The 25,718-nt window shown below is 63.1% G+C and carries 17 protein-coding genes; 6 read left to right on the plus strand and 11 right to left on the minus strand.

The annotated features are described in order from the left end of the window. Positions 1 to 4: 4 nt before the first annotated feature. From uvrA to RF638_RS07665, 3 genes are all read right to left on the minus strand, one after another. The gene (gene uvrA, locus RF638_RS07655; protein ID WP_259915409.1) at positions 5 to 2,971 is read right to left on the minus strand and encodes an excinuclease ABC subunit UvrA; all 2,967 of its coding nucleotides are present in this window, start codon (positions 2,969 to 2,971) and stop codon (positions 5 to 7) included. A 116-nt stretch (positions 2,972 to 3,087) separates the two neighbouring features. Continuing rightward, complete coding sequence (locus tag RF638_RS07660; RefSeq protein WP_368841706.1) at positions 3,088 to 4,920, minus strand: DHA2 family efflux MFS transporter permease subunit; 1,833 nt, start codon at positions 4,918 to 4,920, stop codon at positions 3,088 to 3,090. Then, positions 4,917 to 5,498: a MarR family winged helix-turn-helix transcriptional regulator gene (locus tag RF638_RS07665; protein ID WP_259915369.1), complete on the minus strand. Its 582-nt coding sequence runs from the start codon at positions 5,496 to 5,498 to the stop codon at positions 4,917 to 4,919. The genes RF638_RS07660 and RF638_RS07665 overlap by 4 nt, the downstream gene beginning before the upstream one ends. A 240-nt stretch (positions 5,499 to 5,738) precedes the next feature. Here RF638_RS07665 and RF638_RS07670 point away from each other — a divergent pair, with 240 nt between their 5' ends. The 5 genes from RF638_RS07670 to RF638_RS07690 all read left to right on the plus strand — a co-directional run bounded on the left by RF638_RS07670 (position 5,739) and on the right by RF638_RS07690 (position 11,273). Then, positions 5,739 to 6,395: an MBL fold metallo-hydrolase gene (locus tag RF638_RS07670; protein WP_095798128.1), complete on the plus strand. Its 657-nt coding sequence runs from the start codon at positions 5,739 to 5,741 to the stop codon at positions 6,393 to 6,395. Then, positions 6,392 to 7,408: a bile acid:sodium symporter family protein gene (locus tag RF638_RS07675; protein WP_368841707.1), complete on the plus strand. Its 1,017-nt coding sequence runs from the start codon at positions 6,392 to 6,394 to the stop codon at positions 7,406 to 7,408. Before RF638_RS07670 ends, RF638_RS07675 begins: the two co-directional genes overlap by 4 nt. Before the next feature lie 45 nt (positions 7,409 to 7,453). Then, positions 7,454 to 10,069 carry a DEAD/DEAH box helicase gene (locus RF638_RS07680; RefSeq protein ID WP_368841708.1) on the plus strand — a complete coding sequence of 872 codons (2,616 nt, stop codon included), beginning with the start codon at positions 7,454 to 7,456 and terminating at the stop codon, positions 10,067 to 10,069. Between the two features lie 101 nt (positions 10,070 to 10,170). Next, positions 10,171 to 10,770 (plus strand): SatD family protein, encoded by a 600-nt coding sequence (locus RF638_RS07685; RefSeq protein ID WP_095798131.1) that lies wholly within the window; start codon positions 10,171 to 10,173, stop codon positions 10,768 to 10,770. Next, entirely contained in the window at positions 10,767 to 11,273 is a 507-nt protein-coding gene (locus tag RF638_RS07690; protein ID WP_368841709.1) for a hypothetical protein, read from the plus strand. Before RF638_RS07685 ends, RF638_RS07690 begins: the two co-directional genes overlap by 4 nt. A gap of 91 nt (positions 11,274 to 11,364) precedes the next feature. Here RF638_RS07690 and RF638_RS07695 read toward each other — a convergent pair whose 3' ends face one another. The 5 genes from RF638_RS07695 to RF638_RS07715 form a co-directional block, all read right to left on the minus strand. Beyond that, the gene (locus RF638_RS07695; RefSeq protein ID WP_259917579.1) at positions 11,365 to 12,705 is read right to left on the minus strand and encodes a TerC family protein; all 1,341 of its coding nucleotides are present in this window, start codon (positions 12,703 to 12,705) and stop codon (positions 11,365 to 11,367) included. Between the two features lie 218 nt (positions 12,706 to 12,923). Then, positions 12,924 to 15,065 (minus strand): excinuclease ABC subunit UvrB, encoded by a 2,142-nt coding sequence (gene uvrB, locus RF638_RS07700; protein WP_259917577.1) that lies wholly within the window; start codon positions 15,063 to 15,065, stop codon positions 12,924 to 12,926. Positions 15,066 to 15,095: 30 nt separating this feature from the next. Continuing rightward, entirely contained in the window at positions 15,096 to 15,722 is a 627-nt protein-coding gene (gene coaE / locus RF638_RS07705; protein ID WP_368841710.1) for a dephospho-CoA kinase, read from the minus strand. Further along, positions 15,715 to 18,072, minus strand: coding sequence for a dephospho-CoA kinase (gene coaE / locus RF638_RS07710; RefSeq protein ID WP_368841711.1), 2,358 nt, complete (start codon positions 18,070 to 18,072; stop codon positions 15,715 to 15,717). The genes coaE (RF638_RS07705) and coaE (RF638_RS07710) overlap by 8 nt, the downstream gene beginning before the upstream one ends. Before the next feature lie 173 nt (positions 18,073 to 18,245). Beyond that, on the minus strand, positions 18,246 to 18,722 hold the full coding sequence (locus RF638_RS07715) for a hypothetical protein (protein ID WP_129699451.1): 477 nt from the start codon (positions 18,720 to 18,722) through the stop codon (positions 18,246 to 18,248). A 145-nt stretch (positions 18,723 to 18,867) separates the two neighbouring features. Between RF638_RS07715 and RF638_RS07720 the strand changes: the two genes are divergently transcribed. Continuing rightward, positions 18,868 to 19,566, plus strand: coding sequence for a YigZ family protein (locus RF638_RS07720; protein WP_368841712.1), 699 nt, complete (start codon positions 18,868 to 18,870; stop codon positions 19,564 to 19,566). Positions 19,567 to 19,733: 167 nt separating this feature from the next. Here RF638_RS07720 and rpsA read toward each other — a convergent pair whose 3' ends face one another. The 3 genes from rpsA to polA form a co-directional block, all read right to left on the minus strand. After that, on the minus strand, positions 19,734 to 21,209 hold the full coding sequence (rpsA, locus tag RF638_RS07725) for a 30S ribosomal protein S1 (RefSeq protein ID WP_095798139.1): 1,476 nt from the start codon (positions 21,207 to 21,209) through the stop codon (positions 19,734 to 19,736). 153 nt (positions 21,210 to 21,362) lie between these two features. Beyond that, complete coding sequence (locus RF638_RS07730; RefSeq protein ID WP_259915871.1) at positions 21,363 to 22,757, minus strand: GNAT family N-acetyltransferase; 1,395 nt, start codon at positions 22,755 to 22,757, stop codon at positions 21,363 to 21,365. 34 nt (positions 22,758 to 22,791) lie between these two features. Then, positions 22,792 to 25,689, minus strand: a complete 2,898-nt coding sequence (gene polA, locus RF638_RS07735) for a DNA polymerase I (RefSeq protein ID WP_259915872.1) — start codon at positions 25,687 to 25,689, stop codon at positions 22,792 to 22,794. Positions 25,690 to 25,718 lie beyond the last annotated feature (29 nt).

A 25,718-nucleotide genomic window follows, 5' to 3' on the forward strand; every position in this document is an offset into this window, starting at 1 on the left:
CTGGTCAGGCGTGTGCGGCTGCCTTACGGTCCGCCGATGTCTGAAGTACTTCGGACAGGAACTGACCGGTGAAGCTGTCCTTGTTCTTGGCCACGTCTTCCGGTGTTCCCTCGGCAACGATCGTGCCACCACCCGAACCGCCATTGGGTCCCAGGTCGATGACCCAGTCCGCAGATTTCACCACGTCCAGGTTGTGTTCAATGGTCATCACGCTGTTGCCCTTGTCCACCAATGACTGCAGCACCATGAGCAGTTTGCGGATGTCCTCGAAGTGCAGGCCCGTGGTGGGCTCGTCCAGCACGTAAATCGTGCGACCGTTGGAGCGCTTCTGCAGTTCCGCAGCCAGCTTCACACGCTGGGCCTCACCACCGGAGAGCGTGGTGGCGGGTTGTCCCAGGCGGACATAACCGAGCCCCACCTCGACCAGGGTGTTGAGGTAGCGCGCAATCGCGGTGAACGGTGCGAAGAACTCTGCTGCCTCTTCAATGGGCATGTCCAGAACCTCGGCAATGTTCTTGCCCTTGTAGTGGACCTCCAGGGTTTCCCGGTTGTACCGAGCACCCTTGCAGACCTCACACGGAACGTAGACGTCCGGCAGGAAGTTCATCTCGATCTTGAGCGTGCCGTCACCCGAGCACGCCTCGCAGCGCCCGCCCTTGACGTTGAACGAGAACCGGCCCTGCTGGTAACCGCGGATTTTCGCTTCCTGGGTGTCCGCGAACAGCTTGCGGATCCGGTCGAATACGCCCGTGTAGGTCGCTGGGTTGGAGCGCGGGGTGCGACCGATAGGGCTCTGGTCCACGTGCACCACCTTGTCCAGGTGGTCCACGCCGTCGATCCGCTTGTGGCGGCCCGGCACCTGCTTGGCGCCGTTGAGCTTATTGGCCAGCGAGGTGTACAGGATGTCGTTGACCAGGGTGGATTTGCCCGAGCCGGAAACACCGGTCACCGACACGAACACGCCCAGCGGAAAGTCGACCGTGAGGTTCTGCAGGTTGTTCTCGCGCGCGCCCACCACGGTCAGCTGGCGTTTCTTGTCGATCGGACGACGCCGCTCTGGCACCTCGATCGCGCGGCGTCCCGAGAGGTAGTCCGCGGTGATGGAGTTCTTGTTCTCGAGCAGGCCCTCGTAGGTGCCCGAGTGCACCACGTCGCCGCCGTGCACACCCGCACCGGGACCAACGTCAACGATCCAGTCCGCTTCACGGATGGTGTCCTCGTCGTGTTCGACGACGATCAGCGTGTTGCCCATGTCCCGCAGTCGCGCCAAGGTCTCGATGAGTCGCCGATTGTCGCGCTGGTGCAGACCGATGGACGGTTCGTCCAGCACGTAGAGCACGCCCACCAGCCCGGCACCGATCTGCGTGGCCAGCCGGATGCGCTGTGCCTCGCCACCGGACAGGGTGGCTGCCGCGCGTTCCAGGTTGAGGTAGTCGAGTCCCACGTCGATCAGGAACGTCAGACGAGCCACGATCTCCTTGAGCACCTGGTCGCCGATCTGAGCCTCACGATTCGAGAGCTCCAACGACTGGAAGAACGCCAGGGAATCACGCATGGGCAGGCGGGTGGCCTGGGCGATGTTGAGACCGCCCACGGTCACGCCCAGGATGGTGGGGTTCAGCCGGGCACCGTCGCACGCGGGGCACGCGACCTGCCGCATGTACTGCTCGTAGCGGTCCTTGGCGTGATCCGATTCGGTTTCCTCGTGCTTGCGCTTGATGTAACCGAATACGCCCTCGAAACCCTGGGAGTAACGGCGTTCGCGACCCCAACGGTTCTTGTAGGACACCGTGACCTTGTAGTCCTTGCCGTTGAGCACGGCCTTCTTTGCCTTGGTCGACAAGTCCTTCCACGGGGTCAGCAGGTCGAATCCGACCTCTTCGGCCAGGCCCGCGAGCAACCGGTTCCAGTAGTCACTCGTGGCTTTACCCAGGGACCACGGGGCCACCGCACCCTCGATGATGGACAGGTCCGGATCCGGAATGACCAGGTCCTCGTCCACTTCCAGACGCGAACCAATGCCGTCACACTCGGGGCAGGCACCGAACGGCGCGTTGAAGGAGAAGGACCGCGGTTCGATCTCGTCGGTCTGGAGCGTGTGCTCGTTGGGGCACGCCAGGTGTTCGGAGAACATCCGGCTGTTGCCGGCCCACGCGGTTTCCTCGCCCTCGCGCGGAACGAGTTCGATCACCACGCGGCCCTCCGCCAGATTCAGCGCGGTTTCCACCGAATCGGTGAGTCGCTGCCGGGCTTCAGCCTTGACCGTGAGCCGGTCCACGACCACGTCGATGGTGTGCTTGTACTGCTTCTTGAGCTTGGGAGGATCATCCAACTGGACGGTTTCCCCGTCCACGATCGCTCGCGAGAAACCCTGGGTGCTCAACTGCTGGAACAGATCAACGAATTCGCCCTTGCGCCCCTTGACGACGGGTGCGAGCACCATGAAACGGGTGCGTTCGGGCAGCTCGAGCAACTGATCCACGATTTGCTGCGGGGTCTGCTTGGTGATGGGCTCGCCACACACGGGGCAGTGCGGGTGACCGATGCGCGCCCACAACAAACGCATGTAGTCGTAGATCTCGGTGATGGTGCCCACCGTGGAGCGCGGGTTGCGGGACGTGGACTTCTGGTCGATGGACACCGCCGGGGACAGCCCCTCGATGAAGTCGACGTCTGGTTTGTCCACGCGTCCCAGGAACATCCGGGCGTAGGAGGACAGCGACTCGACGTAGCGGCGCTGTCCCTCGGCGAAAATGGTGTCGAACGCGAGCGAGGACTTTCCCGAACCGGACAGACCGGTGAACACGACCATGGAGTCGCGTGGAATGGTCAGGTCCACGTTCTTGAGATTGTGCTCACGGGCGCCCTGGACCACGATTTCGGTCAGGTCGGACGCTCCGGAGGCTCTCAGCTTGGGCGCGTGATCGGACGCGACCTGCTGGGCAAGACCGGTAGACGAGTGCTTTTTCACGGGGGCTTCGCGGGTTTGCTCGGACACGGCAGTCACTCTATTACTCACCTCAGACATGCAACGCTGAGCGAGGGTGAATCCTCGCTCAGCGCAACGATCGACGAACTTCTATTGTCTCAGTTTCGCGGGCCGCGGCTCGAGTCGGACCTGGCCGACGCCGCGCTGGAACTCGAGCGTGCGGCGTCGTCGTCCTCCTCTGCGGCGGAGCGGCGCAAGCCGGACGCTTGCGGGTCGATCACCGGGAGCGAACCCGTCTGCGCGGTGTGCATGCGCAAGCCGGCGGCCTCTACGGGATCCACCTTCTTGGAGACCACGGAGAGCTCACCCGTCTCCGGATCGACCTCCACGACGTCCACGGTGGTGCGCAGCGGAATCTCCTTCATGAGCAGCACGCAGATGAGCGTGACCACCGAGGCGATCGCGGCGATCAGGAACAGCAGGCCGGTGCCGGTTCCGTAGGCCGAGCGCAGGGCCTCCTCGACGGCCGGCGGCAAGCCGGACAGGTCGATGGAAGCGGCGTCGCCCATCTGCGAAGCGTCCACGTTGTGTTCCCGCGCGAACGTCTCCATGGAACTGGTCAGGTGACGCGTGAGCACGGCACCGAACAGCGAGACCGCCAGCGCGCCGCCAACCGTCCGGAAGAACGCGACGCCTGACGAGGCCGCGCCCATGTCCTTGAGACCCACGGTGTTCTGGACCGCCAGGATGAGGTTCTGGTTGAGCGTTCCCACGCCCAGACCCACCAGGCAGATGAAGATACCTACGAGCCAGACCGGCGTGGTGTGCGTCAGTGTGGCCGCGGAGAACAAACCGGCGCCCAGGATCACGGTGCCCACGATCAAAATCCGCTTCCACTTGCCGAACTTGGTGATCAGTTGGCCGGCCACCATGGATCCGACGAACGAGCCGATTACCTGCGGCAGCATGAGCAGCCCCGATTCGGTGGGCGTGAAGCCCTGGCCGAGCTGGAAGTATTGGCCCAGGTAGGTGGTAGAGGCGAACATTGCGGCGCCGGTCGCAATGGCGGCGATCGTGGCGAGCACGGTGGTGCGTTCGGTCATGACGCTCAACGGCATCACGGGCTCGGTCACGCGGCGTTCCACGATCACGAACAGCACGGCCGCCACGATGGTGAGGGCGACCAATCCCATGGACTGCCATGACGCCCAGTCGAAGAGCTTGCCGGCGAACGACACCCACAGCACGAGCGATGCCGTACCGATGGCCAGCAACGTCATACCGCCCAGGTCGATGATCGGCTTACGCTCCTGCTCACGCGGCGGGATGTGCAGGGTCTTGATGATGAGACCCGCGGCCAGGATGGACAGTGGCACGGGAATCAGGAAGCACCAGCGCCAACCGAACAGGTCCACGATCAGGCCGCCCAGCAGCGGGCCGAGCGAGGTGGCCACGGCCATGACCGCGCCCATGTACCCGGCATACCGGCCGCGCTCGCGCGGCGGGATGATGGTGCCCAGGATCGTTTGGGCCAAAGCCATCAGGCCGCCCATGCCGATGCCCTGAATCACGCGGGCCATGACCAACATGCTGATGGACGTGGACAGACCCGCCGCACCAGAGCCGATCACGAAGATCAGGATGGCGAGCAACAGCAGCTTCTTCTTGTCGAAGAGGTCCGCGAGCTTGCCGAAGATCGGGGTGAAGATGGCGTTGGCCAACAGGGTGCCCGTCACGGTCCAGGACAGGGCCGTCTGATCGCCGCCCAGGTCCGCCATGATGACGGGCAGAGCGGTACCGATGATGGTCAGCGTGACCATGGCCATGAAGAAGGCAGCCAGAATGCCGGTCAGGGCCCGCAGGACATTGCGGTGTTCTTCGTCCCGGGTCTTCTGGTCGTTGCGGCCCCGGCCTTGGTTGTTGGCTCGATTCGTGCCGTGGTTCGTGGCTTGATCCTTGCCGCCCGCAGACGAGGTGTCGGCTGCTGTCATAGAACGTTGTCCTCCAGACGATGCGTCGTCTCAGTAGTAGTGGTGTGTGTCGCAGGTCCTTGCGGGGCGTGCGGAATACGTGCGCCGTGCGCGCTCTCGGGGTCGACCTGCGGAAGGCACGTGGTCATGCGTTCCAAGCCGAGAGAGGTCAAGAAAATGTCGGTCAACCGGTTGAGGCCCTCGCGGGTCTGCGCGGCGTCGTCCTCGCTCAAGACACCGAGCCGCTCGATCAGGCGCTGCGTGTCCGCTTCCAGGTGATCCGCCACGGCTCTCCGGCCCTGCTCCGTGATCTTCACGAGTTGGGCGCGGCCGTCCTCCGGGTCGGGTGCTCGCTCAATGAATCCGAGCTTCTCGAGATGACTGAGCTGACGGCTCATGACCGATGCTCCCAACCCGGAATCTGCGCCGATGTCCTTGGCCCGGCGTGCGGGCACGGAGGCCAAATGGCTCAACAGACTCATTTGCACGACTGACAGGTCACGCTCTGCGGTGGACTCCTTCAGGACGCGTCGCATCACGCGTTGCAACTCGAAGAGCTCCTGCACCAGCGCGGCTGCGGTCTCTTGAGAAACGCTCATGGACTCCCCCCGGTGTGGGCTGTGTTTGTCTTAAAGGAATGTGCCGTCAACCGTGGGGCCGGGTCGACACACCGGTTCAGAATCCTCAAACAGTTGCTTGCAACATGCAACTATATGCCCCCCATCTGTAGGCTGTCTAACTAATACGAGGGTGGGTTCCATCACGGTGCGATGGACACCACGGGTGAAATGCTGGGCCCATATTGGCCCCTCTCGCCGTAGTGGGCCTACACTCGTGGCATGATCGCCACCCAGACCGAGGTAACCGAGCTTTCTGAGATCACCATCCGCCGCATTTCGGTGAGCGAGATGGACAACAACGTGTACCTCCTGACATCCAAGGAACACGGCACTCAGGTGCTCATCGACGCCGCCGACGACGCCCGTGCCATCGCCGGCATGGTGGCCGCCGGTTCCACCGACTGCACTGATTGGGCCAACCTTCAGCTCATCATCACCACGCATTCCCACTGGGACCACGTCCGCGCCCTGGGTAGCGTGGCCACCCACTCCGAGGCGATGACGGCGTGCGGTGCGGCGGACGAGGACGACATCGATGTTCCCATGGACCTCACGTTCAGCAACGGTGACACCGCCGAATTGGACGGTTTCGAGCTCGAAGTCATCGAACTGCGCGGCCACACTCCCGGTTCCATTGCACTCGTCTACCGCGACCCGCAGGGTCCGGACCACATCTTCTCCGGCGACTCCCTGTTCCCGGGTGGCCTGGGCAAGACCAACTCCCCCGAGGATTTCCAGCAGCTCTACCAGGACGTCACCGAGCGCATCTTCGACCAGTTCGACGACGCCACCGTTGTTCACCCGGGTCACGGTAAGCCCACCACCATCGGTGCCGAACGCCCGCAGCTCGAAGAATGGAAGCAGCGCGGTTGGTGACTTCACCCGCGCAACAGTCCGGTCCTGCGGCCGCTACCGCAGACCGAGCCGCCTACGTGGCGGTTCTGGTCTTCCCCATCCTGGTTCTTGCCGGTGGCGCCGCGGGATACTTCTTCGCTCCGACGATTCAGCAGGCCTCCGGCTGGACCAATACCCTGCTGGGTCTGGTCATGTTCGGCATGGGCCTCACTTTGCGTCCCGTCGACTTCGCCCTGGTCGCCAAGCGCCCCGTGCCCATCGCGGTGGGCGTCGCAGCCCAGTACATCGTGATGCCGTTGCTCGCACTCCTCGTGTCCTGGCTCCTGCAGTTGCCGCCCGAAATTGCGGCGGGCGTGATCCTGGTCGGTTGCGCCCCTGGCGGCACGGCGTCCAACGTGGTGACGTTCCTGGCGCGCGGTGACGTGGCCGTGTCGGTCACCATGACGTCCATTTCCACATTGCTCGCACCTTTGCTCACTCCCCTGCTCACCCTGTGGCTCGCCGGGCAGTACATGCCCTTGGACGGCGCGTCCATGGCAATGTCCATCGTCATGATCGTCCTGATTCCCGTGATCGCGGGCATCGTGGTGCGCCTGGTTCTGGCACGGCTGGTCGAGCGACTTCTCCCCGTGCTGCCCTGGCTCTCGGTTCTCGGGATCGCGACGATTGTGGCCATCGTGGTCTCCGGTTCCGCCGATCGCATCGTCCAGGCCGGTCTGCTTGTCCTACTCGCCGTGGCGATTCACAATGTGCTCGGCTACACGCTCGGTTATCTGATCGGACGCGTCACGGGTCAACCCGTTCCCGTGCGGCGTGCCACCGCGGTGGAGGTCGGCATGCAGAACTCGGGTCTCGCGGCCGGCCTGGCCGCGCAGTACATGTCCCCGCTCGCCGCACTGCCGGGAGCCGTGTTCTCGGTGTGGCACAACTTGTCCGGCGCGGTCTTCGCGCTGCTCTGCCGCCGGGCCGACGCTCGCGCCGCAGCGCGCTCCGCTCTTGCCGAGGACAACGACGCCGCTCGCGTCCGTTCCTGACGCCGCGGTCTATGCCTGTCGGCAAGTGTCGATAGGCTTGCGGTGATGAAACTCCTGGACGCTCTTGCCCCCGAACTCTCTTCCCCCGGTCACCACTACCTGCGCGGGGACTTCGCCTCGAACCCGCTCAGCGACGACGAGATCTACGAGGGGTTCCTCGGGTGGATCTCGTCCCGGGACATGGGGCTGTATCCAGCCCAGGACGAGGCCGTCCTGGAGGTTGCCGGTGGTTCGAACGTCATTCTGGCCACTCCCACCGGTTCCGGTAAGTCCACCGTGGCGGTAGCGGCGCATTACGCCGGCCTGGCTCGCGGCCAGCGCTCCTACTACACCGCGCCCATCAAGGCGCTCGTGTCTGAGAAGTTCTTCGACCTGTGCGAAATCTTCGGCGCCGAGAATGTCGGCATGGTCACCGGTGACTCCTCCGTCAACCAGGACGCTCCCATCGTGTGCTGCACGGCCGAGATCCTCGCCAACGTGGCACTACGAGAGGGAGCGGACGCGGACCTCGGGGTGGTCATCATGGACGAATTCCACTTCTATTCGGACCCGCAGCGCGGGTGGGCGTGGCAGGCACCCCTCATCGAACTCCCCCAGGCCCAGTTCGTGCTCATGAGCGCCACGCTCGGTGACGTGACTCGTATCGAGGACAGGCTCACGGAGGTCACCGGCCGCGCCACCAAGCTGGTCACCTCCGCGGACCGCCCCATTCCCCTGCACTACTACTACTCCGAGCGCCCCATTCACGAGGAACTCGAAGAACTGTTGAGCACGCACCAAGCTCCCGTGTACGTGGTGCATTTCTCCCAGCTACAGGCCGCGGAACAGGCACAGAGCCTCATGTCGGTGGACGTGCTGACCAAGGACGAGAAGCAGCGCGTAGCGGACCTGATCGCAGGATTCCGGTTCTCGGCGGGATTCGGTAAGACGCTGAATCGTCTGGTTCGACACGGCATTGGTGTGCACCACGCGGGCATGCTGCCCAAATACCGTCGCCTGGTCGAACAACTTGCACAGACCGGGCTGCTCAAGGTCATCTGCGGTACCGACACCTTGGGCGTGGGCATCAACGTACCCATCCGCACGGTACTGATCACCGCGCTGTCCAAGTTCGACGGCCAACGGACCCGCCGCTTGAGCGCTCGTGAGTTCCACCAGATCGCCGGCCGCGCCGGTCGAGCCGGATATGACACCGCGGGCACCGTGGTGGTGCAGGCCCCCGAACACGTCATCGAGAACGAACGCGCTATGGCCAAGGCACGGGCCAAACACGGCGACGATCAGAAAAAGCTGCGGCAGGTCACCAAGAAGAAGCCGCCGCAGGGTTTCGTCTCCTGGAGCAATAAAACCTTCGACGGCTTGGTCGCGGCCCAACCCGAGCAGTTGACGTCCTCCTTCACGGTCACTCACTCCATGGTGTTGAACCTATTGCAGCGACCCGGCAACAACGTGGCCGCCGGCTACCACCTGCTCAGCAACATTGATGAAGTGCATGCGCGCAAGCGTGAACTGCTGAAGCAGGCACTCGCGATCCTTCGGGAGCTCATCCGCGCGGAAGTGGTCGTGCGGCTGCCCGAACCGGACGAGACCGGGCGCCGCTACAAGGTCACGGTGGAATTGCAGGACAACTTTGCCCTGAACCAACCGCTGTCCCCGTTCGCACTGGCCGCGCTCACCATCCTGGACCCCGAGTCGGAAACGTACGCGCTCGACGTCGTCTCCGTGATTGAAGCGACTCTCGAGAAGCCGCGTCAAGTGCTGAACCTGCAGGAGAAGAAGGTCAAGGGCGAAGCGCTGGCCGTCATGAAGGCAGACGGCGTGGAGTACATCGAGCGGATGCGTGAGTTGGACGAGATCACGTATCCCCAACCCTTGCGGGAACTCCTGGAGCAGGCCTTCGAAACCTATTCGAGTTCGGCGCCGTGGGTGTCCCAGTTCGAGCTGTCCCCCAAGTCCGTGGTGCGGGACATGTACGAACGCGCCATGACCTTCGGTGACTACGTCCAGTTCTACGGGCTGGCCCGCTCCGAAGGCATCCTGCTGCGCTATCTCTCGGACGCCTACAAGGCGCTGCGACAGACCGTCCCCATGGATGCCACGACTGAAACGCTGACCGATCTGATCGAGTGGCTCGGTGAAAGCATCCGGCAGACGGACAACTCCCTGCTCGATGAGTGGGAGAAGCTCGCTGCAGGCGAGGAATCCCCCATGGGAACCAGCGCGGATTCCCTCGAGGAGCTTGTGGAGGAACAGCCTGAGGGTGTCACCAGAAACCCTCGGGCCTTCCGGGTCATGGTCCGCAATGCGCTGTTCCAGCGCGTGGAACTTTTTGCCCAGGAAAAGGAGAAGGTCCTCGGTGCCCTGGACGAAGGCACGGGCTGGGATCGCGATCGCTGGGCGGACGCCATGGACGCCTATTTCGGCGAATACGACGACATCTACACGGACGTCCAGTCCCGCGGCCCGGCGCTGATTCGAATCAATGAGAAGCCCGAGGGACTCAGCGGGTACTGGACCGTGGCCCAGGTCTTCGACGATCCCGACGGCAACCATGACTGGGGGATCAACGCCCGCATCGATCTGGCCGCCTCGGACGAGGAAGGTTTCCCCGCGGTACTGGTCGACAACGTGGGCAATATCGCCGAAACGGGTCGTGGCTGAAACTCACCCCAGCATATGCAGTTATCAACGCATAAGTGAGTTCTATGCAGTGGGAACCGCATGTAGCATAACGCCAAGCGGACGGACAGCGAGGAGGCACCGTGTACGCACTGACCGTGGACCGCAGGGGATCACGCGAGGATCCCGAGTCCCTGGCCATGCTCGAACACCGCGACCGCTTCCGGAGCTCGTTTCCGGGGGCAGTCCTCGGCTGGCAGATCAGCGCCGGAGACGAACTGCAAGCACTCTATGACGAGCCGCAGTGCGTCCTGGACGTGGTGCTGGCCCTGGCGGATGAGCAGGAATGGCACGTCGGTCTGGGCATCGGACACGTGGACACCCCGCTCCCGGAGAACGTCAACGAGGCCACCGGTCAGGCCTTCGTGTCCGCCCGAGAAGCCGTGACCGCTTCCAAAGACACTGGCTACCCCGCCGTGCGCGGCTCCGACTGGGCAACCCACGCGGAAGCCGTCCTCAGCCTGGCCTGTGCCGTGCGGGAACGTCGAACCGAGACGGCCAAGCAGGCCACCGTTCTGGCCCAGCAGGGATTCACCCAGCAACAGATTGCCCAGGAGCTGGACATTGCTCAGTCCTCGGTGTCCCGCCGGTTGTCCTCCGCGCTGTGGAGCCAGGAGCAGGCCGTGCACCCGACGGTTCTCACGTTCCTGGAATTGGCCAACGAGCAGCCGGAGGCCCCGTGAAAATCTCCCGAATTTTCCTGGACGCGGTTCTCCCGGCCACTCTGGTCCTGACCACTTTTGTATGGACCGCGGTGGCCGGTACGGCTCCCCGTGAAGTGGCCTACCCGGCGCTCCTGGTAGCAGGAACGCTCTCCGGAGACCTCGTGGTGCGGTGGGTGTTCAATTTGGCGGACGTGTCCCACGAGCGACCCACCCCCGGTTCCGATCCGTGGAACGGTCAGGACCCGCCCCCTGAGCCGGTGACTCCACCGTTGCGCGGCGGTTTGGTGATCGGTTTCCTGGAACGCGCCGCCACCATTGCCTCCCTTCTCACCGGCCACGTGGCCGGCATCGGCGTGGTCGTGGCCGTCAAGGGCCTGGCCCGCTACGGCGAATTCACCAATGCACGGCAACGCGAGCAGTTCATCATCGGCACCCTGGCCTCGCTGTTGTGGGCCGCACTCTTCGCTGCCACGGCCCTGTGGTGCACCACGGACCCCGGGCCGTTCGCCGCCTGGCGCTAATACCCACCCATGAAAACGACGTCGCCCGCGCACCTGAGGTGCGCGGGCGACGTCGTTAATGTGGCGGCCTACTCAGACCGTCTTCGATCCATCAGCGGACCGAGCTCGAGCCTCCGGACGAGTGGCCTTCAGGACCGTTGCCGTCTGCGGCCTTACCGGTGGGCTGCACCGTGGCGGTGGGGGCTGCGGATTCCACATCCTCCTGGTCGAGATCCGGGGACGGGGTCTTGACCTCGCCCGTGGATTCGAACTCGCTCTGCTGGCCGTGCACGGTATCCACCATCTTGCGGAACTTTGCACGGGAGTCGATGAGCTCTTCCTTGTGCTTCTCCGAGATCTTGGGGAACTGCTGGGTGAGTTCCGCGATCTTGGTGGAGATGCGGTTGCGTTCCTCGGCGGGAGCATCCTTGGGCAGAGCCAGGTACTTCTCCGAGAGGTCCTGGGTCTTCTGGATGATCCGCAGGGCACGGCCCTTGGGGCTGAACAGGGATGCCAAGACGGTGATGACGAGGATCGAGATGATCACGGTCAGGGAGGTACCAATGCCGATCTCGGCAACCGGAACATGCTGACCATCGTTGATGAACGACAAGGTGTTCTCGTGCAGAGCGTGCAGCATCAGCTTGATACCAATGAACAGCAGGATGAGCGAGAGACCCCACGACAGGTAGATCAGGCGATCCAGCAGACCGTCAATCAGGAAGTACAGCTGGCGCAGACCCATGAGCGAGAACGCCGTGGCCGTGAACACGATGTACGGTTCCTGGGTCAGGCCGAAGATCGCGGGGATGGAGTCGAGCGCAAAAAGAATGTCCGTACCGCCGATGGCCACCATGACCAACAGCATGGGGGTCATGACCTTCTTGCCGTTCTCAATGGTGAACAGCTTGTCGCCGTCGTAGTAGTCGGTGGTCGGCAGGAGCTTCTTGGCCAAACGGACCACGAAGTTGTCGGCCTCGTCCGATTCCGAATCCGTGACTTCGCCCTTGATGAGTTTGCCGGCGGTGTAAATCAGGATCAGACCGAACAGGTAGAACACCCACGAGAAGGCGTTGATCGCGGCGGCACCAATGAAGATGAACACCGTACGGGCGATCAGTGCGAACACGATACCGAACAGCAAGACCTTCTGCTGATCAGCACGCGGCACCTTGAAGGACGCAATGATGATCAAGAAGACGAACAGGTTGTCGACCGAGAGCGCCTTCTCGGTGATGTAACCGCCGTAGTACTCCGCCGTGAGCTGCGGGCCGTCCATCCATAGGATGACCAGGCCGAAGAGCAGGGCAATACCCACGTACACGGCCGACCAAATCGCGGCCTCTTTGATGGTGGGCTCGTGCGGTTTCCGCACGTGGAAGAAGAAGTCGTAGGCCAGCAGGCCCAAAATCAATGCAAGGGTGATGCCCCATTGCAGACCGGTAATTTCCATGTGTCAGCACTTTCCGTTGCGAGATCCGGATGATTACCGTGGGTCTCTCCACCGATCGGTGCTCGGTCGACTCACCTGTGACAGTGGTCTTGGCACCATGAGTAATCGGTTGCTGCGCCCGGAGTGACAACTTTGCCGCTCGTGCTGACGTTCACAGCTCTTAGGGATACTCCCCCACGTTTGATGGTTCGACCTAGTTTACACAGACGGTGCACAGGTCAGGCGTGACCGGCATCTTTCATGCGGCGCAGTTCCTTCTTGAGATCCGACAATTCGTCCCGCAGCCGGGCGGCAAGTTCGAACTGCAGCTCGGCGGCAGCGTTACGCATTTGTTCGCTCAGTTGCTCGATGAGCTCCACGAGATCCTCCGCGGGAGCCGCCTGCACGCCATCTCGCAACAGCTTCGATTCGGCCTTGGACGCGGCTTCGCGCTGAGACTCGGACGCGCTCTTCTTCTTGCCGCCCTTGACGGGGGCGGTGTGATCGTTGGCGGCCGCTCGCTGAGCCAGGAGCGTGCGTGTGTCCTCGTCCTCGCGGGCCAATTGATCAGTGATGTCCGCAATGCGCTTACGCAGTGGTTGCGGGTCGATCCCGTGTTCCTTGTTGTAGGCCACTTGAATCTCACGCCGACGATTGGTTTCCTCAATGGCTGTTTCCATGGAATCCGTGATCCGGTCCGCGTACATGTGCACTTCACCGGAGACGTTACGTGCGGCACGGCCGATCGTCTGGATCAGTGACGTGGTGGAGCGCAGGAAGCCTTCCTTGTCAGCGTCGAGAATGGCCACGAGCGAGACCTCCGGCAGGTCCAGACCCTCACGCAGCAGGTTGATACCCACCAGAACGTCGAAGGTGCCCATGCGCAGGTCCCGCAGCAGTTCCACGCGCTTGAGCGTGTCCACATCCGAGTGCAAGTACTGAACCCGGATCCCGTGTTCCATCAAGTACTCCGTGAGATCTTCGGCCATGCGCTTGGTGAGCGTGGTGACCAGCACACGCTCGTTGCGTTCCACGCGCAGTTCGATCTGCTCCAGAAGGTCATCGATCTGCCCCTTGGTCGGCTTGACCACAACCTGGGGGTCCACGAGCCCGGTAGGACGAATGATTTGTTCGACCACGGAATCCACCTTGGCCATCTCGTACTTGCCGGGGGTGGCGGACATGTACATGGTCTGGCCGATGCGTTCCAGGAACTCGTCGAACTTCAGCGGCCGGTTGTCCATGGCAGACGGCAAACGGAACCCGTGTTCCACCAGGGTGCGTTTACGGGACATGTCGCCCTCGTACATGCCACCGATCTGCGGCACCGTCACGTGGGACTCGTCAATGATGAGCATGAAGTCGTCCGGGAAGTAGTCGAGGAGACAGTGGGGCGCGGAACCGCGGGGACGACCGTCAATGTGCAGCGAGTAGTTCTCGATGCCGTTGCAGTAGCCCATCTGCTCCATCATTTCGAGGTCGTAGGTGGTGCGCATGCGCAACCGCTGGGCCTCGACGAGCTTGTTCTGGGATTCCAGTTCTTGGAGCCGGTTCTGCAGTTCGTTCTGGATGGTTTCCACGGCTCGCGCCATCCGTTCCGCACCCGCCACGTAGTGAGACGCTGGGAAGACGTACATTTCCTGTTCTTCGTTGACGATTTCCCCCGTCAACGGATGCAGCGTGTAGATCGATTCGATCTCGTCCCCGAAGAATTCGATCCGGATCGCCAGCTCTTCGTACATGGGGATGATTTCCACGGTGTCACCGCGCACGCGGAACGTGCCACGGTGGAAATCGACGTCGTTACGGGCATACTGCATGTTCACGAATTGACGCAGCAGGTCGTCACGGTCCATCTCCTGCCCCACGGCCAGGGTGACCATCTGCTTGACGTACTCCTCCGGAGTACCCAGGCCGTAGATACAGGACACGGTGGACACCACCACGGTGTCCCGGCGGGTCAGGAGCGAATTGGTGGCCGAGTGCCGCAGTCGCTCGACCTCCTCGTTGATGGAGGAGTCCTTCTCGATGAAGGTGTCCGTCTGCGGAACGTACGCCTCGGGCTGGTAGTAGTCGTAGTACGAGACGAAGTACTCGACGGCGTTATTGGGCAGCAGGTCGCGCAACTCGTTGGCCAGCTGTGCGGCCAGCGTCTTGTTCTGCACGAGAAGCAGTGTGGGTCGCTGGACCGCCTCGATCAGCCACGCAGCGGTGGCCGACTTACCGGTACCCGTGGCGCCCATCAAGACGACGTCTTTTTCGCCACCCTGGATACGCTCGGTCAGTTCCGCAATGGCCTTGGGCTGATCGCCCGCGGGCTGGAACTCGGAGACCACCTCGAAGGGGGCGACGACGCGATTGATTTTCTGAGCCAGGGACATGCCCCCAGAATACGCGCCACCTCCGACACGCTAACTGCCCTGTAACCGCCACCATTCATCGACCTGACGGACGAGGTCCTGGACCGTGCCGGAATTGTCGAACACGGTGGTTGCAGCGGCTCGCCGTTGCTCGTCCGTGGCCTGCGCAGCGATCCGCCTCCGGGCGTCGTCGTCGGCCATCCCCCGGTCGGTAACCATTCGACGCACCCGCTCCTCGACCGGCGCCTCGACCACCAGAACCTGGTCCATGTCCGAGTGCTGGCCGGTCTCCACGAGCAGCGGCATGTCGTAGACGATCACCGACCCGGGCGCGGCGGCCTCGATTAAACGTGCCGTTTCTTCGCGGACCATAGGGTGAATGATGCCGTTGAGGGCTTCAAGTTGAACTTGATCGTTGAACACGATGTTGGCGAGTTCTTGCCGGAGAAGCTCACCCGTGGTCGGATCGATCACCGCATCGCCAAAGTGTTCGCGAATGGCACTGTGACCCCGTTCCCCTGGTTGTTGGAGGTTGCGGGCGATGGCATCCGCGTCGATCACCACGGCACCCAGCTCGCCGAGGCGCCGCGAGACGGTGGACTTACCGGAGGCTATTCCACCGGTCAGACCCACCGTCATGACGGAACGATCCCCGGCCTTGATATTGCGATCACTCACGTGCGGCATCCTTTTCCCCGACGATTTCCGGAACGGCCGGCACCACGTACTCATCCCAGATCCGCTGGACCTGGGCGCGGAGGTACTCGTTGTCGCCGTCGTTAACCACGACCTCGTCCGCGATCTCGCGGCGCTCGTCGTCGCTGCTCGAATCGTCGACGCGCTCCCAGGCTTCTTCGCGAGTCATGCCCGTTTCCTGGACCATGCGCTGCACGCGGATGTCGGCGGGAGCCTCGACGGCAATAACCACGTCGAACCGTTCCGATTGACCGGATTCCACCAGGTCGCGGACATCCTGGACGAGCACGGTGTCCGGGCCCGCGCGGCGGCCTCGGTGGCGGGACTCTTCCCGCACCAGCGGCAGCACGAGCTCGTTGATTCGGGTCCGTGCCGCTTGGTTGTTCGACTTCAGATCGATCAAGGCGTCCATGTCGATGGAACCGTCCGGTGCGGTGACCGAGTCACCGAACATCCGCACGATCTCATCGTGAGCTTCGGTGCCCGGTCGCAGGACATGAGCCCAGATCTCGTCGTTGTCGACCACCGTGGCACCAAGGTCCGCGAAGGCCTGGGCGACCGTGGTCTTGCCCGCCGAGAACCCACCGATGAGTGCCATCTGCAGGACCGGCTGACCTTCCTTCTCGCGCTGCCAGTGCCACGTCCGGGGCTGGTGGGTATTGTGCTCCGGCTCCGTTCCCACCTCGTACTCGGGACGCATGACGAAATCGTCCACGGCGGTGGAACCTTCCTGTGCCCGACGGTGGTACTCCTCTACCGGCAACACCTGCTTCCACTGGCGCGTCCGAATGGGCTTTGCCGTTCCCGCATCTTCACGGATCGCTTGAAACAACATGATGGCTTGCAACAGGGACATCAGCATGACGGGTGCACCGATCACGATGATCACTTCCTGCAGTGCCGCAAGCCCGCCCTCACCCGAGGTCGTGATGATGGCAGCACACACGGCACCGACGGACAGCGCCCAGAAGACGCGCTGCCGCTTAGGACCCTGGTCCTCGTAACCCGATGCCATGGAATCCATGACCAGGGCGCCCGAATCGATGGAGGTGATGAAGAAGATGGTGATGACGACCAGTGCAAGGACTGCAGTGGCTTCGAACAAGGGGAAGTTCTGCAGCAACTGGAACAGGGCCGCTTCCACGTTGCCCTCTTCCACGATCGTTTCGGTCATGGAGCGTTCCGTGCCTTCGGCGCGATCGATCTGGAAGGCGCTCAAGCCGTAGATGGCCATCCAGATCACCACGAACACGGACGGCACGCCCAGTACGCCGACCACGAACTGGCGAATCGTGCGGCCGCGGGAGATCTTGGCCACGAACATGCCGACGAACGGCGCCCAGGTCACCGTCCATGCCCAGTAGAAGACCGTCCAGTCACCCGACCATTCGCCATTGCCGAACGTGTCGTTGAAGAACGCCAGTGTGGGCAGTGCATTGAGGTAGCTACCGGCGGACTCGACCATTCCGCGCATCAGCGACATGCTCGCGCCGGCCATCAAGATGAAGACGAGGAGCGCCACAGCCGCCACGATGTTGAGGTAGGACAGCCGCTTCACGCCCTTGTCCATACCGGCCAGCACGGACATGAGACCTACCGCGGTGACCACCGCGATGATGGCCGCCTGGATCCACCCGGCCATGGGGATGCCGTACACGTAGTTCATGCCGCTGTTGATCTGCATGGCACCCAGACCCACGGACACACCCAGGCCGAACACCGTGGCCACGATCGCCATGATGTCGATGGCCTTGCCGATCGGGCCGTGGATACCGTCGCCCAGAAGGGGTTGGAAAGCGGAGGACACCCGCGGGGGTAGCTTCCGCTTGTACGTGAAATAGCCGAACGCCAACCCGGGGACAATGAAAATGCCCCACATGTGCAACCCGAAGTGGAAGTTGGAAATGTTCAACGCTTCCACGGCAGCCTGGTCCGAGAACGGTTCAGTCCCGTACATCGGCGGATTGGCGTAATGGTTCATGGGCTCCGCGACACCCCAGAACATGAGGACTGCGCCCAAGCCGGCCGCGAACAGCATGCCGAACCAGGCGATGCCCGAGTACTCGGGTTCGGAATCGTCGTCGCCGATTTTCAAGCGCCCGTAACGGCTGAGGGCCAGGCCGATCGCGAAGATCACCATGATCGTCACGCTGAAGGTGAAGAACCAGCCGACCTGGTATCTCAAGGCACTGGACACGGTGCCGAAGAACCCCTGCACCTGCGACGGGAACAGTCCCATCGCGGCGGTGAAGAGGACAATCACACAGGCGGAGATGAAGAAGATGGGGGGTGTGGTTCTCAGGCCTAGTCGATCGTGCAAGCGATTGAGCATGTTCCATGACTTCCGGATTGGCGGCGCCGCCCGTGAGTTCCCTCACGGGCGGCAGATCACGGTCCACAACTGTACCGACCAGTTTTTTGGCAGCCCCCAATTGGCGCACCGGCAACGGAGACCGTTACTTGTTCGTAACGTTCCGTTGTTCCCCGTCACGGAGCGGTCCGAGTTCAGCCGAGCCCTTCTCTCACGCCCGGGCGGAATGCGACGAACAGCCAGATTCCGTTCACGATCACCAAAATGATTCCGGGCAGTCCGAGCAGCAGGTTTCCCGGTGCCACTACCGCGGACAAGGCCGCATGGATGAGACCGACGGTTGCGAAGACCGCACCCGCGTACCAGCCTTCGCGCAGTCGCTTGCGCAGCGGAATGTACACAGCCAGGTACATTCCGACCAGCAGAATCAAACCGACCACGGCCCCGACCCAGTACGCGCTCTCGGGTGGTGCGCCGAACGGTGCGTCCTCGAACGCTCGATGGGTGATCTGGCCGGTGACAATGTTGGTCAGGATAGTCGTGAGGTACAAGACACCGGAGACGATGGTCAGCGTCAGCAGTGTCCTCACGTGTTTGTCGACCTCGGGGTCGATCTGTCTGTTGCGTGCCGATGAACCCTGGGATTCCGCACGCCGTATTGTCTCACTCATGGTCGGTACCGCTTTCTCCAGTGCTCTTGCACGACATATTCCTCCACGAGACGCCGTGATACAAGACACACGAGAAAGCTTCTCAGTAGTAACCTTGTGCGGCTGGTCCGGCATCCGCCTCTGACCGCGCCCTAGACTGAAGCCCATGCCCATTGATCCGAACGTCTCTTACACGGTGCTGCGCGCGCATTCCGCGCACGCTCACGAGATCGAGATCAAGAAATCCCGCTTCCTGGCGCTCTTGAAACGGGTCGATTCGGAAGCTGCCGCACTCGATTTCATTGCCGAGGTCAAGGCCCAGCATCGCGACGCCCGCCACCACTGTTCGGCGTTCCTCGTCGGCCCATCTCGCGAGACGGGCCGCACCTCCGACGACGGCGAACCGTCTGGTACAGCGGGCATGCCCATGATGCAGTCGTTGAGCGCCTACAAGTCCCCCACGCAGCGTGAGGAGGGACTCGAGGGCGATCTCTCGGATGTCTGCGCCGTAGTGGTGCGCTGGTTCGGTGGGGTCAAACTCGGCGCCGGCGGGCTGGTCCGGGCCTATTCCGGCGCGGTCGCCGAGGCCCTCGAGACCGCGCCCCTGGAGACCCGCATGCGCTCCCGTTCGCTGTCCGTGCCGCTGGCCCACTCGGACGCCGGACGCATCGAGGACGATGTGCGCACGGCCGGGTTCACGGTGCTGCCCACCCGTTACGAAGCCCACGCCGCCGTCCTCACCATCGCGGTCCCTGATCGTGAAATCGACGTCCAGAATGCCCTGGACACCGTGACCTCGCTGACTTCCGGTCAGTACACACCGGAACTCGGCGATATCGACTGGTACGACGTCCCTCTGCTCTAGCACCCTCCCCAGGGTGGCCCTCTCCCCGGATGCTGGGCACCCGCAAGAATCCTGATCCGTAAATCTCCCGAACGTTACCCGGGCATGACAGAACCCCGCACGGAATCCGTGCGGGGTTCTGTGATTCAGAGGTCCGAACCACCGGGGCGGTTCAGCTCATCCGTGAATCAGTTGCCGGTCAGCTTCTCGCGCAGAGCAGCCAGTGCTTCGTCAGAAGCCAGGGTGCCCGCGTCCTCGGCCGGAGCCTCGGAAGAGTAGCTGGTCGGAGCGGCGGGGCCGCTGTTGCTGCTGGAGCTGGAGTTCGAGGAGGAAACTGCAGCTTCCTGATCCTCGGTCAGGTGCTTCTGCACCTGCTCCTTGTGAGCTTCCCATCGAGCCTGAGCGTCGGCGTACTGCTGCTCCCACGCTGCGCGCTGCTCCTCGTAGCCTTCGATCCACTCGTTGGTCTCGGGATCGAAGCCCTCGGGGTACTTGTAGTTGCCCTGATCGTCGTACTCGGCAGCCATGCCGTACTGAGCGGGATCGAACTCGGTGGACTCGGGATCCACGCCCTCGTTGGCCTGCTTCAGGGACAGCGAGATGCGGCGACGGTCCAGGTCGATGTCGATGACCTTGACGAACAGTTCCTCGTTCACGGAGACGACCTGCTCGGCCATGTCCACGTGACGCTGTGCCAGCTCGGAGATGTGCACCAGGCCCTCGATGCCGTCTTCGACGCGCACGAACGCACCGAAGGGAACCAGCTTGGTGACCTTGCCCGGCACAACCTGACCCAGGGCGTGGGTGCGTGCGAACAACTGCCAGGGATCTTCCTGGGTTGCCTTGAGGGACAGCGAAACACGCTCGCGGTCCATGTCCACGTCGAGAACCTCGACGGTGACTTCCTGGCCAACCTCGACGACCTCGGAGGGGTGGTCGATGTGCTTCCAGGACAGCTCGGACACGTGCACCAGGCCGTCGACGCCACCGAGGTCCACGAAGGCACCGAAGTTGACGATGGAGGACACGGTGCCGGTGCGAACCTGGCCCTTCTGCAGCTGCTGCAGGAAGTTGGCGCGAACCTCGGACTGGGTCTGCTCGAGCCATGCACGGCGGGACAGAACCACGTTGTTGCGGTTCTTGTCCAGCTCGATGATCTTGGCTTCGAGCTGCTGGCCGATGTAGGGAGCCAGGTCGCGGACGCGACGCATCTCGACCAAGGAGGCGGGCAGGAAGCCACGCAGGCCGATGTCCAGGATGAGGCCACCCTTGACGACCTCGATGACGGTACCGGTGACGACGCCGTCGTCTTCCTTGACCTTCTCGATATCGCCCCAGGCGCGCTCGTACTGAGCGCGCTTCTTGGACAGGATCAGGCGACCTTCTTTGTCCTCTTTGGTGAGAACCAGAGCCTCGACCTCATCACCCACGGCAACAACATCGTCAGGGTTGATGTCGTGCTTGATGGACAGCTCGCGAGAGGGGATTACGCCTTCGGTCTTGTAGCCGATGTCCAAGAGGACCTCGTCGCGGTCGACCTTGACGACGGTGCCTTCCACGAGGTCGCCGTCGTTGAAGTACTTAATGGTTGCGTCGACAGCGGCGAGGAAATCCTCTTCGTTTCCGATGTCGTTGACGGCAACCTGCGGGGTGGTGGTGGTCATGTAGTAGGGACTCCGATGGATTAGTTTGAATGGTCTGTGTTCACCACTCGCACCTTGTAAGGCGCGTAGGGCAGTGAACGAAACGTGCTTTGGGCGCGCGAATGAATACGCACTGCACCAGTCTAGGCATCAAGGGCGGGCGGTTCAAGCTCCTTAGAAGGGCGAGATGCAATAAGGGTGCTCGGACGTGGACATCAGCGACTGCAAATCATCCAGCGCGTCCAGGTCACGCACCTTGATCAACCCCGCGTAGTACAGCGTGGAGGCCTTGACGGCTCCCAAGTAGAGCGATCCCAGGGCATCGATGTTCATGGCGACATCTGCACCGTCCGGCAACTCGACGCGAGGCATGGACTTGCCCGCGGCGTCGTCGTCGGTTCGGGGCCGGTCCCCCACGCGCTCGACGACCGTCTGCTGGCCGGTCGTGTCGATCGTGTAGAGGCCGTCGGCGAAACCTAGTGAATCCACGAGCGAGACCGTGACCTTGCGGTGCGAACGATAAGGGCGCGCGGACAGCGCAGCGACCGGGTCAAGAATGCGCAACCACAGACGCTCGTAGCGCTTGCGCACCTCGTAGTCCGCCATATCGACCATGCCCCACATCAGCGGGTCTTCCATCTGGGCGTTGGGGTGTCGAACCTCAGTGACCAGGTCCAGACCACACAGGTACTCCCACAGGGCGATGCGAACCTGCGCGCTCGGCGAAACGAGATCAACGACCTCCAACGTTCCCTTGAAGCCGCTGCCGCGAACGAACTTGTAGCTGACGTAGCCGTCCGCTCGATCATTCTCGTCATAGTGGACCGCGGTGCGGACTTCGGGGTCGGTCTTGCCTGTGTGCCAATCGAACTGGCCGCTCACGTAATCCCACCATTTGCTGGTGCGCTTCAACGATCCGGGGGTGAGCTCATGGAAGTCTTCGAAGATCTGAGGTGCCAGCTGCGCCACGGCCTTGTTGTCGGCCATTTCCACGCGTCCCACGGACGGCGCCTTGAGCTTGAGCCCGGACTCGGCAGCCACCGCAACCGACGTGTTGAACGTGCCTGCACCGAATCCGAACCGACCGTAAATGGTTGCTTCGGAGGCCGTCAGCGCGGCAATGGCGAAGCCCGCTTCGTGGGCCTCGGTGAGATCAGCGGTCATCATGCGGCGCAGGATCCCGCGGCGCGCATGAGTGGGACGCACCGTGACTTCGGAGACCAACCACGCGGGAATCTGGGTCTGGGCACCCAGGGTGAGACTCGAATTCCACGAGCAGTACGTGGCCACGGGCCGTTCATCACTCAGGGCCGCGGGCGGCACCGGGTCCTGGCTGTAGACGGCACGCAGTCGAACGCCTTCACCGTGCAACCACGCGAGATCCTTTTCCAACGACTCCTTGGAGGGTTCCGGTCCGTGGAAGCCCTGGCTGACCGCGCGCAACCATTCGACCGCTTCCGCGTTCTCGTCGATTCCACCGGGTCCCGCGCCGAAGCACTTCACCTCGTAGGAGTTGCCCTTGGCGCTGTACTGCTCGGACCGGGGCTCATTGGCCGGATGCGTGGTCATGCGTGCGTGTCTCCTGGGTGTCGTCGAATAATTCTTAGTGCGCGGCCTGTTGCCACGTGCGGCCCGTGCCCACGTTGACGTCCAGCGGAACCGTCAGCTCGGCGGCGTTGGCCATTTCTTCGCGCAGGATCTTCTCCACAGCTTCGACCTCGCCGGGGGCCACTTCCACGATCAGTTCGTCATGGACCTGCAGTAGGACGCGCGATCGCAGGTCCTGCTCACCGAGTGCGCGGTCCACCCCGATCATCGCTTTCTTGATGATGTCCGCCGCGGATCCCTGGATGGGCGCGTTCAGCGCCGCGCGCTCCGCGGACTGGCGGGCCAATCGGTTGTCGCTCGTGAGGTCCGGGAGGTAGCGGCGTCGACCCTCGATCGTTTCCGTGTAACCCTTCTCGCGAGCCTCGTCCACGACCCCTCGCAGGAAGTCCCGCACGCCACCGAATCGCTCAAAGTATTCGCTCATCATGGTCCGGGCTTCGTCCACCGGAATGTTCAGCTGCTGCGACAGGCCGTAGGAGCTCAGCCCATAGACCAGGCCGTAGCTCATGGCCTTCACCTTCGAGCGCATCTGGGCGGTGACCTCTTCGGGCGCCACGTTGAACACGCGCGAGCCCACGAAACGGTGCAGGTCCTCCCCCGCCCGGAACGCCTCGATGAGCGCTTCATCCCCGGACAGGTGCGCCATGATGCGCATTTCGATCTGCGAATAGTCCGCGGTCATGAGGGTCTCGAAAGGACCTTCTTCGTCCGAGCCGACCACGAACACGTTGCGGATCCGCTGGCCTTGTTCCGTGCGCACCGGAATGTTCTGCAGGTTGGGGTCGGTCGAAGACAGGCGTCCCGTGGCCGCAACCGTCTGCATGTAGGTCGTGTGGATCCGGCCGTCGTCGGCGATCGCCTTGCGCAGGCCCTCCACGATTTGCTTGAGCTTGGAGTACTCGCGCCAGTTCATGAGCGCCACCAGGAAACGGGATCCCGGGGTTTCCGGATCCACCCGGCCCAGCAGATCCGCGACTGCGGCGGCGTCCGTGGTGTAACCGGTCTTGGTCTTCTTGGTCTTGGGCAGCCCCAGTTCCTCGAACATCACGGTCTGCAACTGTTTCGGTGAACCCAGATTGACCGTGTCTTCGATCTGCTCCTGCGCCATCTCCTTGTTCTGGTCGATGGGCTGCTGCAAGTCCTTGTACAGCTGATCGATCCCCGGCTTGTCGATCGCGACACCCACGTTCTCCATGCGCGCCAGGATCACCGCGAGCGGCATTTCCAGATCGAGCAGCAGCGGCAGTTGTCCGTCGGCCTCCAGCAGGGCACGCAAGTGGTGACTCAACTGAGCGCATGCCGCGCCCAGGCTGGCCTCGCGGTTCAGGACGTCGTCCGGGATGGCGTCCAGGCCCTTGTCCTCGCCCAGGTCCAGTTCCGTTTGGGCAGCTTTTCCCTTGGCCGACGACGCCGCCGCATCACCGACCTCGGGCACCTCCAGTTCCAGGTGCTGGGCCAGTTGCGCCTCCAGGTCGTAGCTGCGCAGCGCGGGGCGCACGAGATAACCGGACAGCTGAACGTCGTCGTACACGCCGTCCAGGGTGACGCCGCGGTCCACGAGACCGTGGAACAGATCCTTGAGGCCGTCCACGATCTTGAGCTGCCGGTCGTCCTCGAGCCACTGATCCACGGCGTTGGCCAGATCCTGGTCCGCAGCGACCAGGTCGACCACGGCTGCAGTGTTCGCGGTGAAGACGAGGGCCGTGACTTCCCCGCCCGACGCCGCCTTGGGATCCGGCAGTAGGCGCCGCACCACGGCGGGTGATTCGGTGTCTTTGTTCTCGTCGAGCCACTCCTGCCACTGCTCCGCCGACGTCACGGGGCGGACCGTGCTCACCACGGGGGCATCGGAACTGGGGCCGCCGTCGCCGGTCTCGAAGGCGTCGAGAAGTCGACCGCGCAGGCCGGAACCGAATTCGAGTTCATCAAAAACCTCGTCCACTTTGTCGGTGTCCGGAGTCGGAAGTGCCGCCCGCTCGAAGTCGATGTCGAGATCGAGATCGGTTTCCAGCCGGTTGAGCTTACGGTTGCGGCGCACCAGGTCCAGGTTCTCGCGCAGCGCCTCGCCCTTCTTGCCGGTGATCTTGTCCGCGTGTTCGAGCACGGACTCCACGGTGCCGTAAGAGGTGATCCACTTGGCCGCGAAGCCCGGTCCCACGCCGGGAACGCCGGGCAGATTGTCCGCTTGCTCACCCGTGAGCGCGGCGAGGTCGGGATAGTTCTGGGGTGCCACCTTGTACTTCTCGTACACCGCCTGGGCATCCATGCGCCGCAGATCGGACGGGGTGCGACCCGGGTACACGATGTTCACGTGGTCATTGACCATCTGGAATGCGTCACGGTCTCCGGAAAAGACGAGGACCTCGAAGTCCTCAGCGGCGCCGCGCGTGGCCAAGGTGGCCAGAACGTCGTCGGCCTCGTAGCCCTCAAGCGTAACGACCGGAACCCCGAGCGCCTTGAGGATGCGTTCGATGTTGGGGACCTGGCCGTGGAACTCCTCTGGAGTCTCATCACGGCCGCCCTTGTAGTCGCCGTACTCCTGGGAGCGCAGCGTGGGGCCCTCGAGGTCGAACGAAACGATGAGGTGGGTCGGCTGATAGTCCCGGATCAGCTTGACCATGGTGTTCACAAAGCCGTAGACACCCTCGGTGTGCACGCCCTCGGACGTCACAAAGGCAGGGCCGTTCCCGTACTCGGCGGCACGTGAGAGCGCGAAGAACGCGCGGAAAGCCAGCGAGTGGCCGTCGATCAGCAGGAGGCGCTGCTCCGGACGGCTGACCGTCGCGGGCAGCGTGATCTCTTGGGGGGAATCGGTTTTCTCCCCGATCACCACCACGGGATCGGCGGAGGTTTCCTGGCTTGCGTTGGTCTGGGCGTCGCTCGTCTCACTCACGCGTCCATCCTAGGCGCTCATCCTCAGCG

Origin of the sequence: Kocuria sp. CPCC 205235, assembly GCF_040980905.1 — a bacterium.
In the GTDB taxonomy this organism is placed as follows: Bacteria; Actinomycetota; Actinomycetes; order Actinomycetales; family Micrococcaceae; genus Kocuria; species Kocuria carniphila.

Excerpts from the sequence above, each read along its gene's own strand:
- RF638_RS07695 (WP_259917579.1), bottom strand. The coding sequence starts at position 12,705 with ATGGAAATTACCGGTCTGCAATGGGGCATCACCCTTGCATTGATTTTG.
- RF638_RS07715 (WP_129699451.1), bottom strand. The coding sequence starts at position 18,722 with ATGAGTGAGACAATACGGCGTGCGGAATCCCAGGGTTCATCGGCACGC.
- RF638_RS07670 (WP_095798128.1), top strand. The coding sequence starts at position 5,739 with ATGATCGCCACCCAGACCGAGGTAACCGAGCTTTCTGAGATCACCATC.
- RF638_RS07660 (WP_368841706.1), bottom strand. The coding sequence starts at position 4,920 with ATGACAGCAGCCGACACCTCGTCTGCGGGCGGCAAGGATCAAGCCACG.
- uvrB (WP_259917577.1), bottom strand. The coding sequence starts at position 15,065 with ATGTCCCTGGCTCAGAAAATCAATCGCGTCGTCGCCCCCTTCGAGGTG.
- RF638_RS07680 (WP_368841708.1), top strand. The coding sequence starts at position 7,454 with ATGAAACTCCTGGACGCTCTTGCCCCCGAACTCTCTTCCCCCGGTCAC.
- coaE (WP_368841711.1), bottom strand. The coding sequence starts at position 18,072 with ATGCTCAATCGCTTGCACGATCGACTAGGCCTGAGAACCACACCCCCC.
- RF638_RS07720 (WP_368841712.1), top strand. The coding sequence starts at position 18,868 with ATGCCCATTGATCCGAACGTCTCTTACACGGTGCTGCGCGCGCATTCC.
- RF638_RS07730 (WP_259915871.1), bottom strand. The coding sequence starts at position 22,757 with ATGACCACGCATCCGGCCAATGAGCCCCGGTCCGAGCAGTACAGCGCC.
- rpsA (WP_095798139.1), bottom strand. The coding sequence starts at position 21,209 with ATGACCACCACCACCCCGCAGGTTGCCGTCAACGACATCGGAAACGAA.
- RF638_RS07665 (WP_259915369.1), bottom strand. The coding sequence starts at position 5,498 with ATGAGCGTTTCTCAAGAGACCGCAGCCGCGCTGGTGCAGGAGCTCTTC.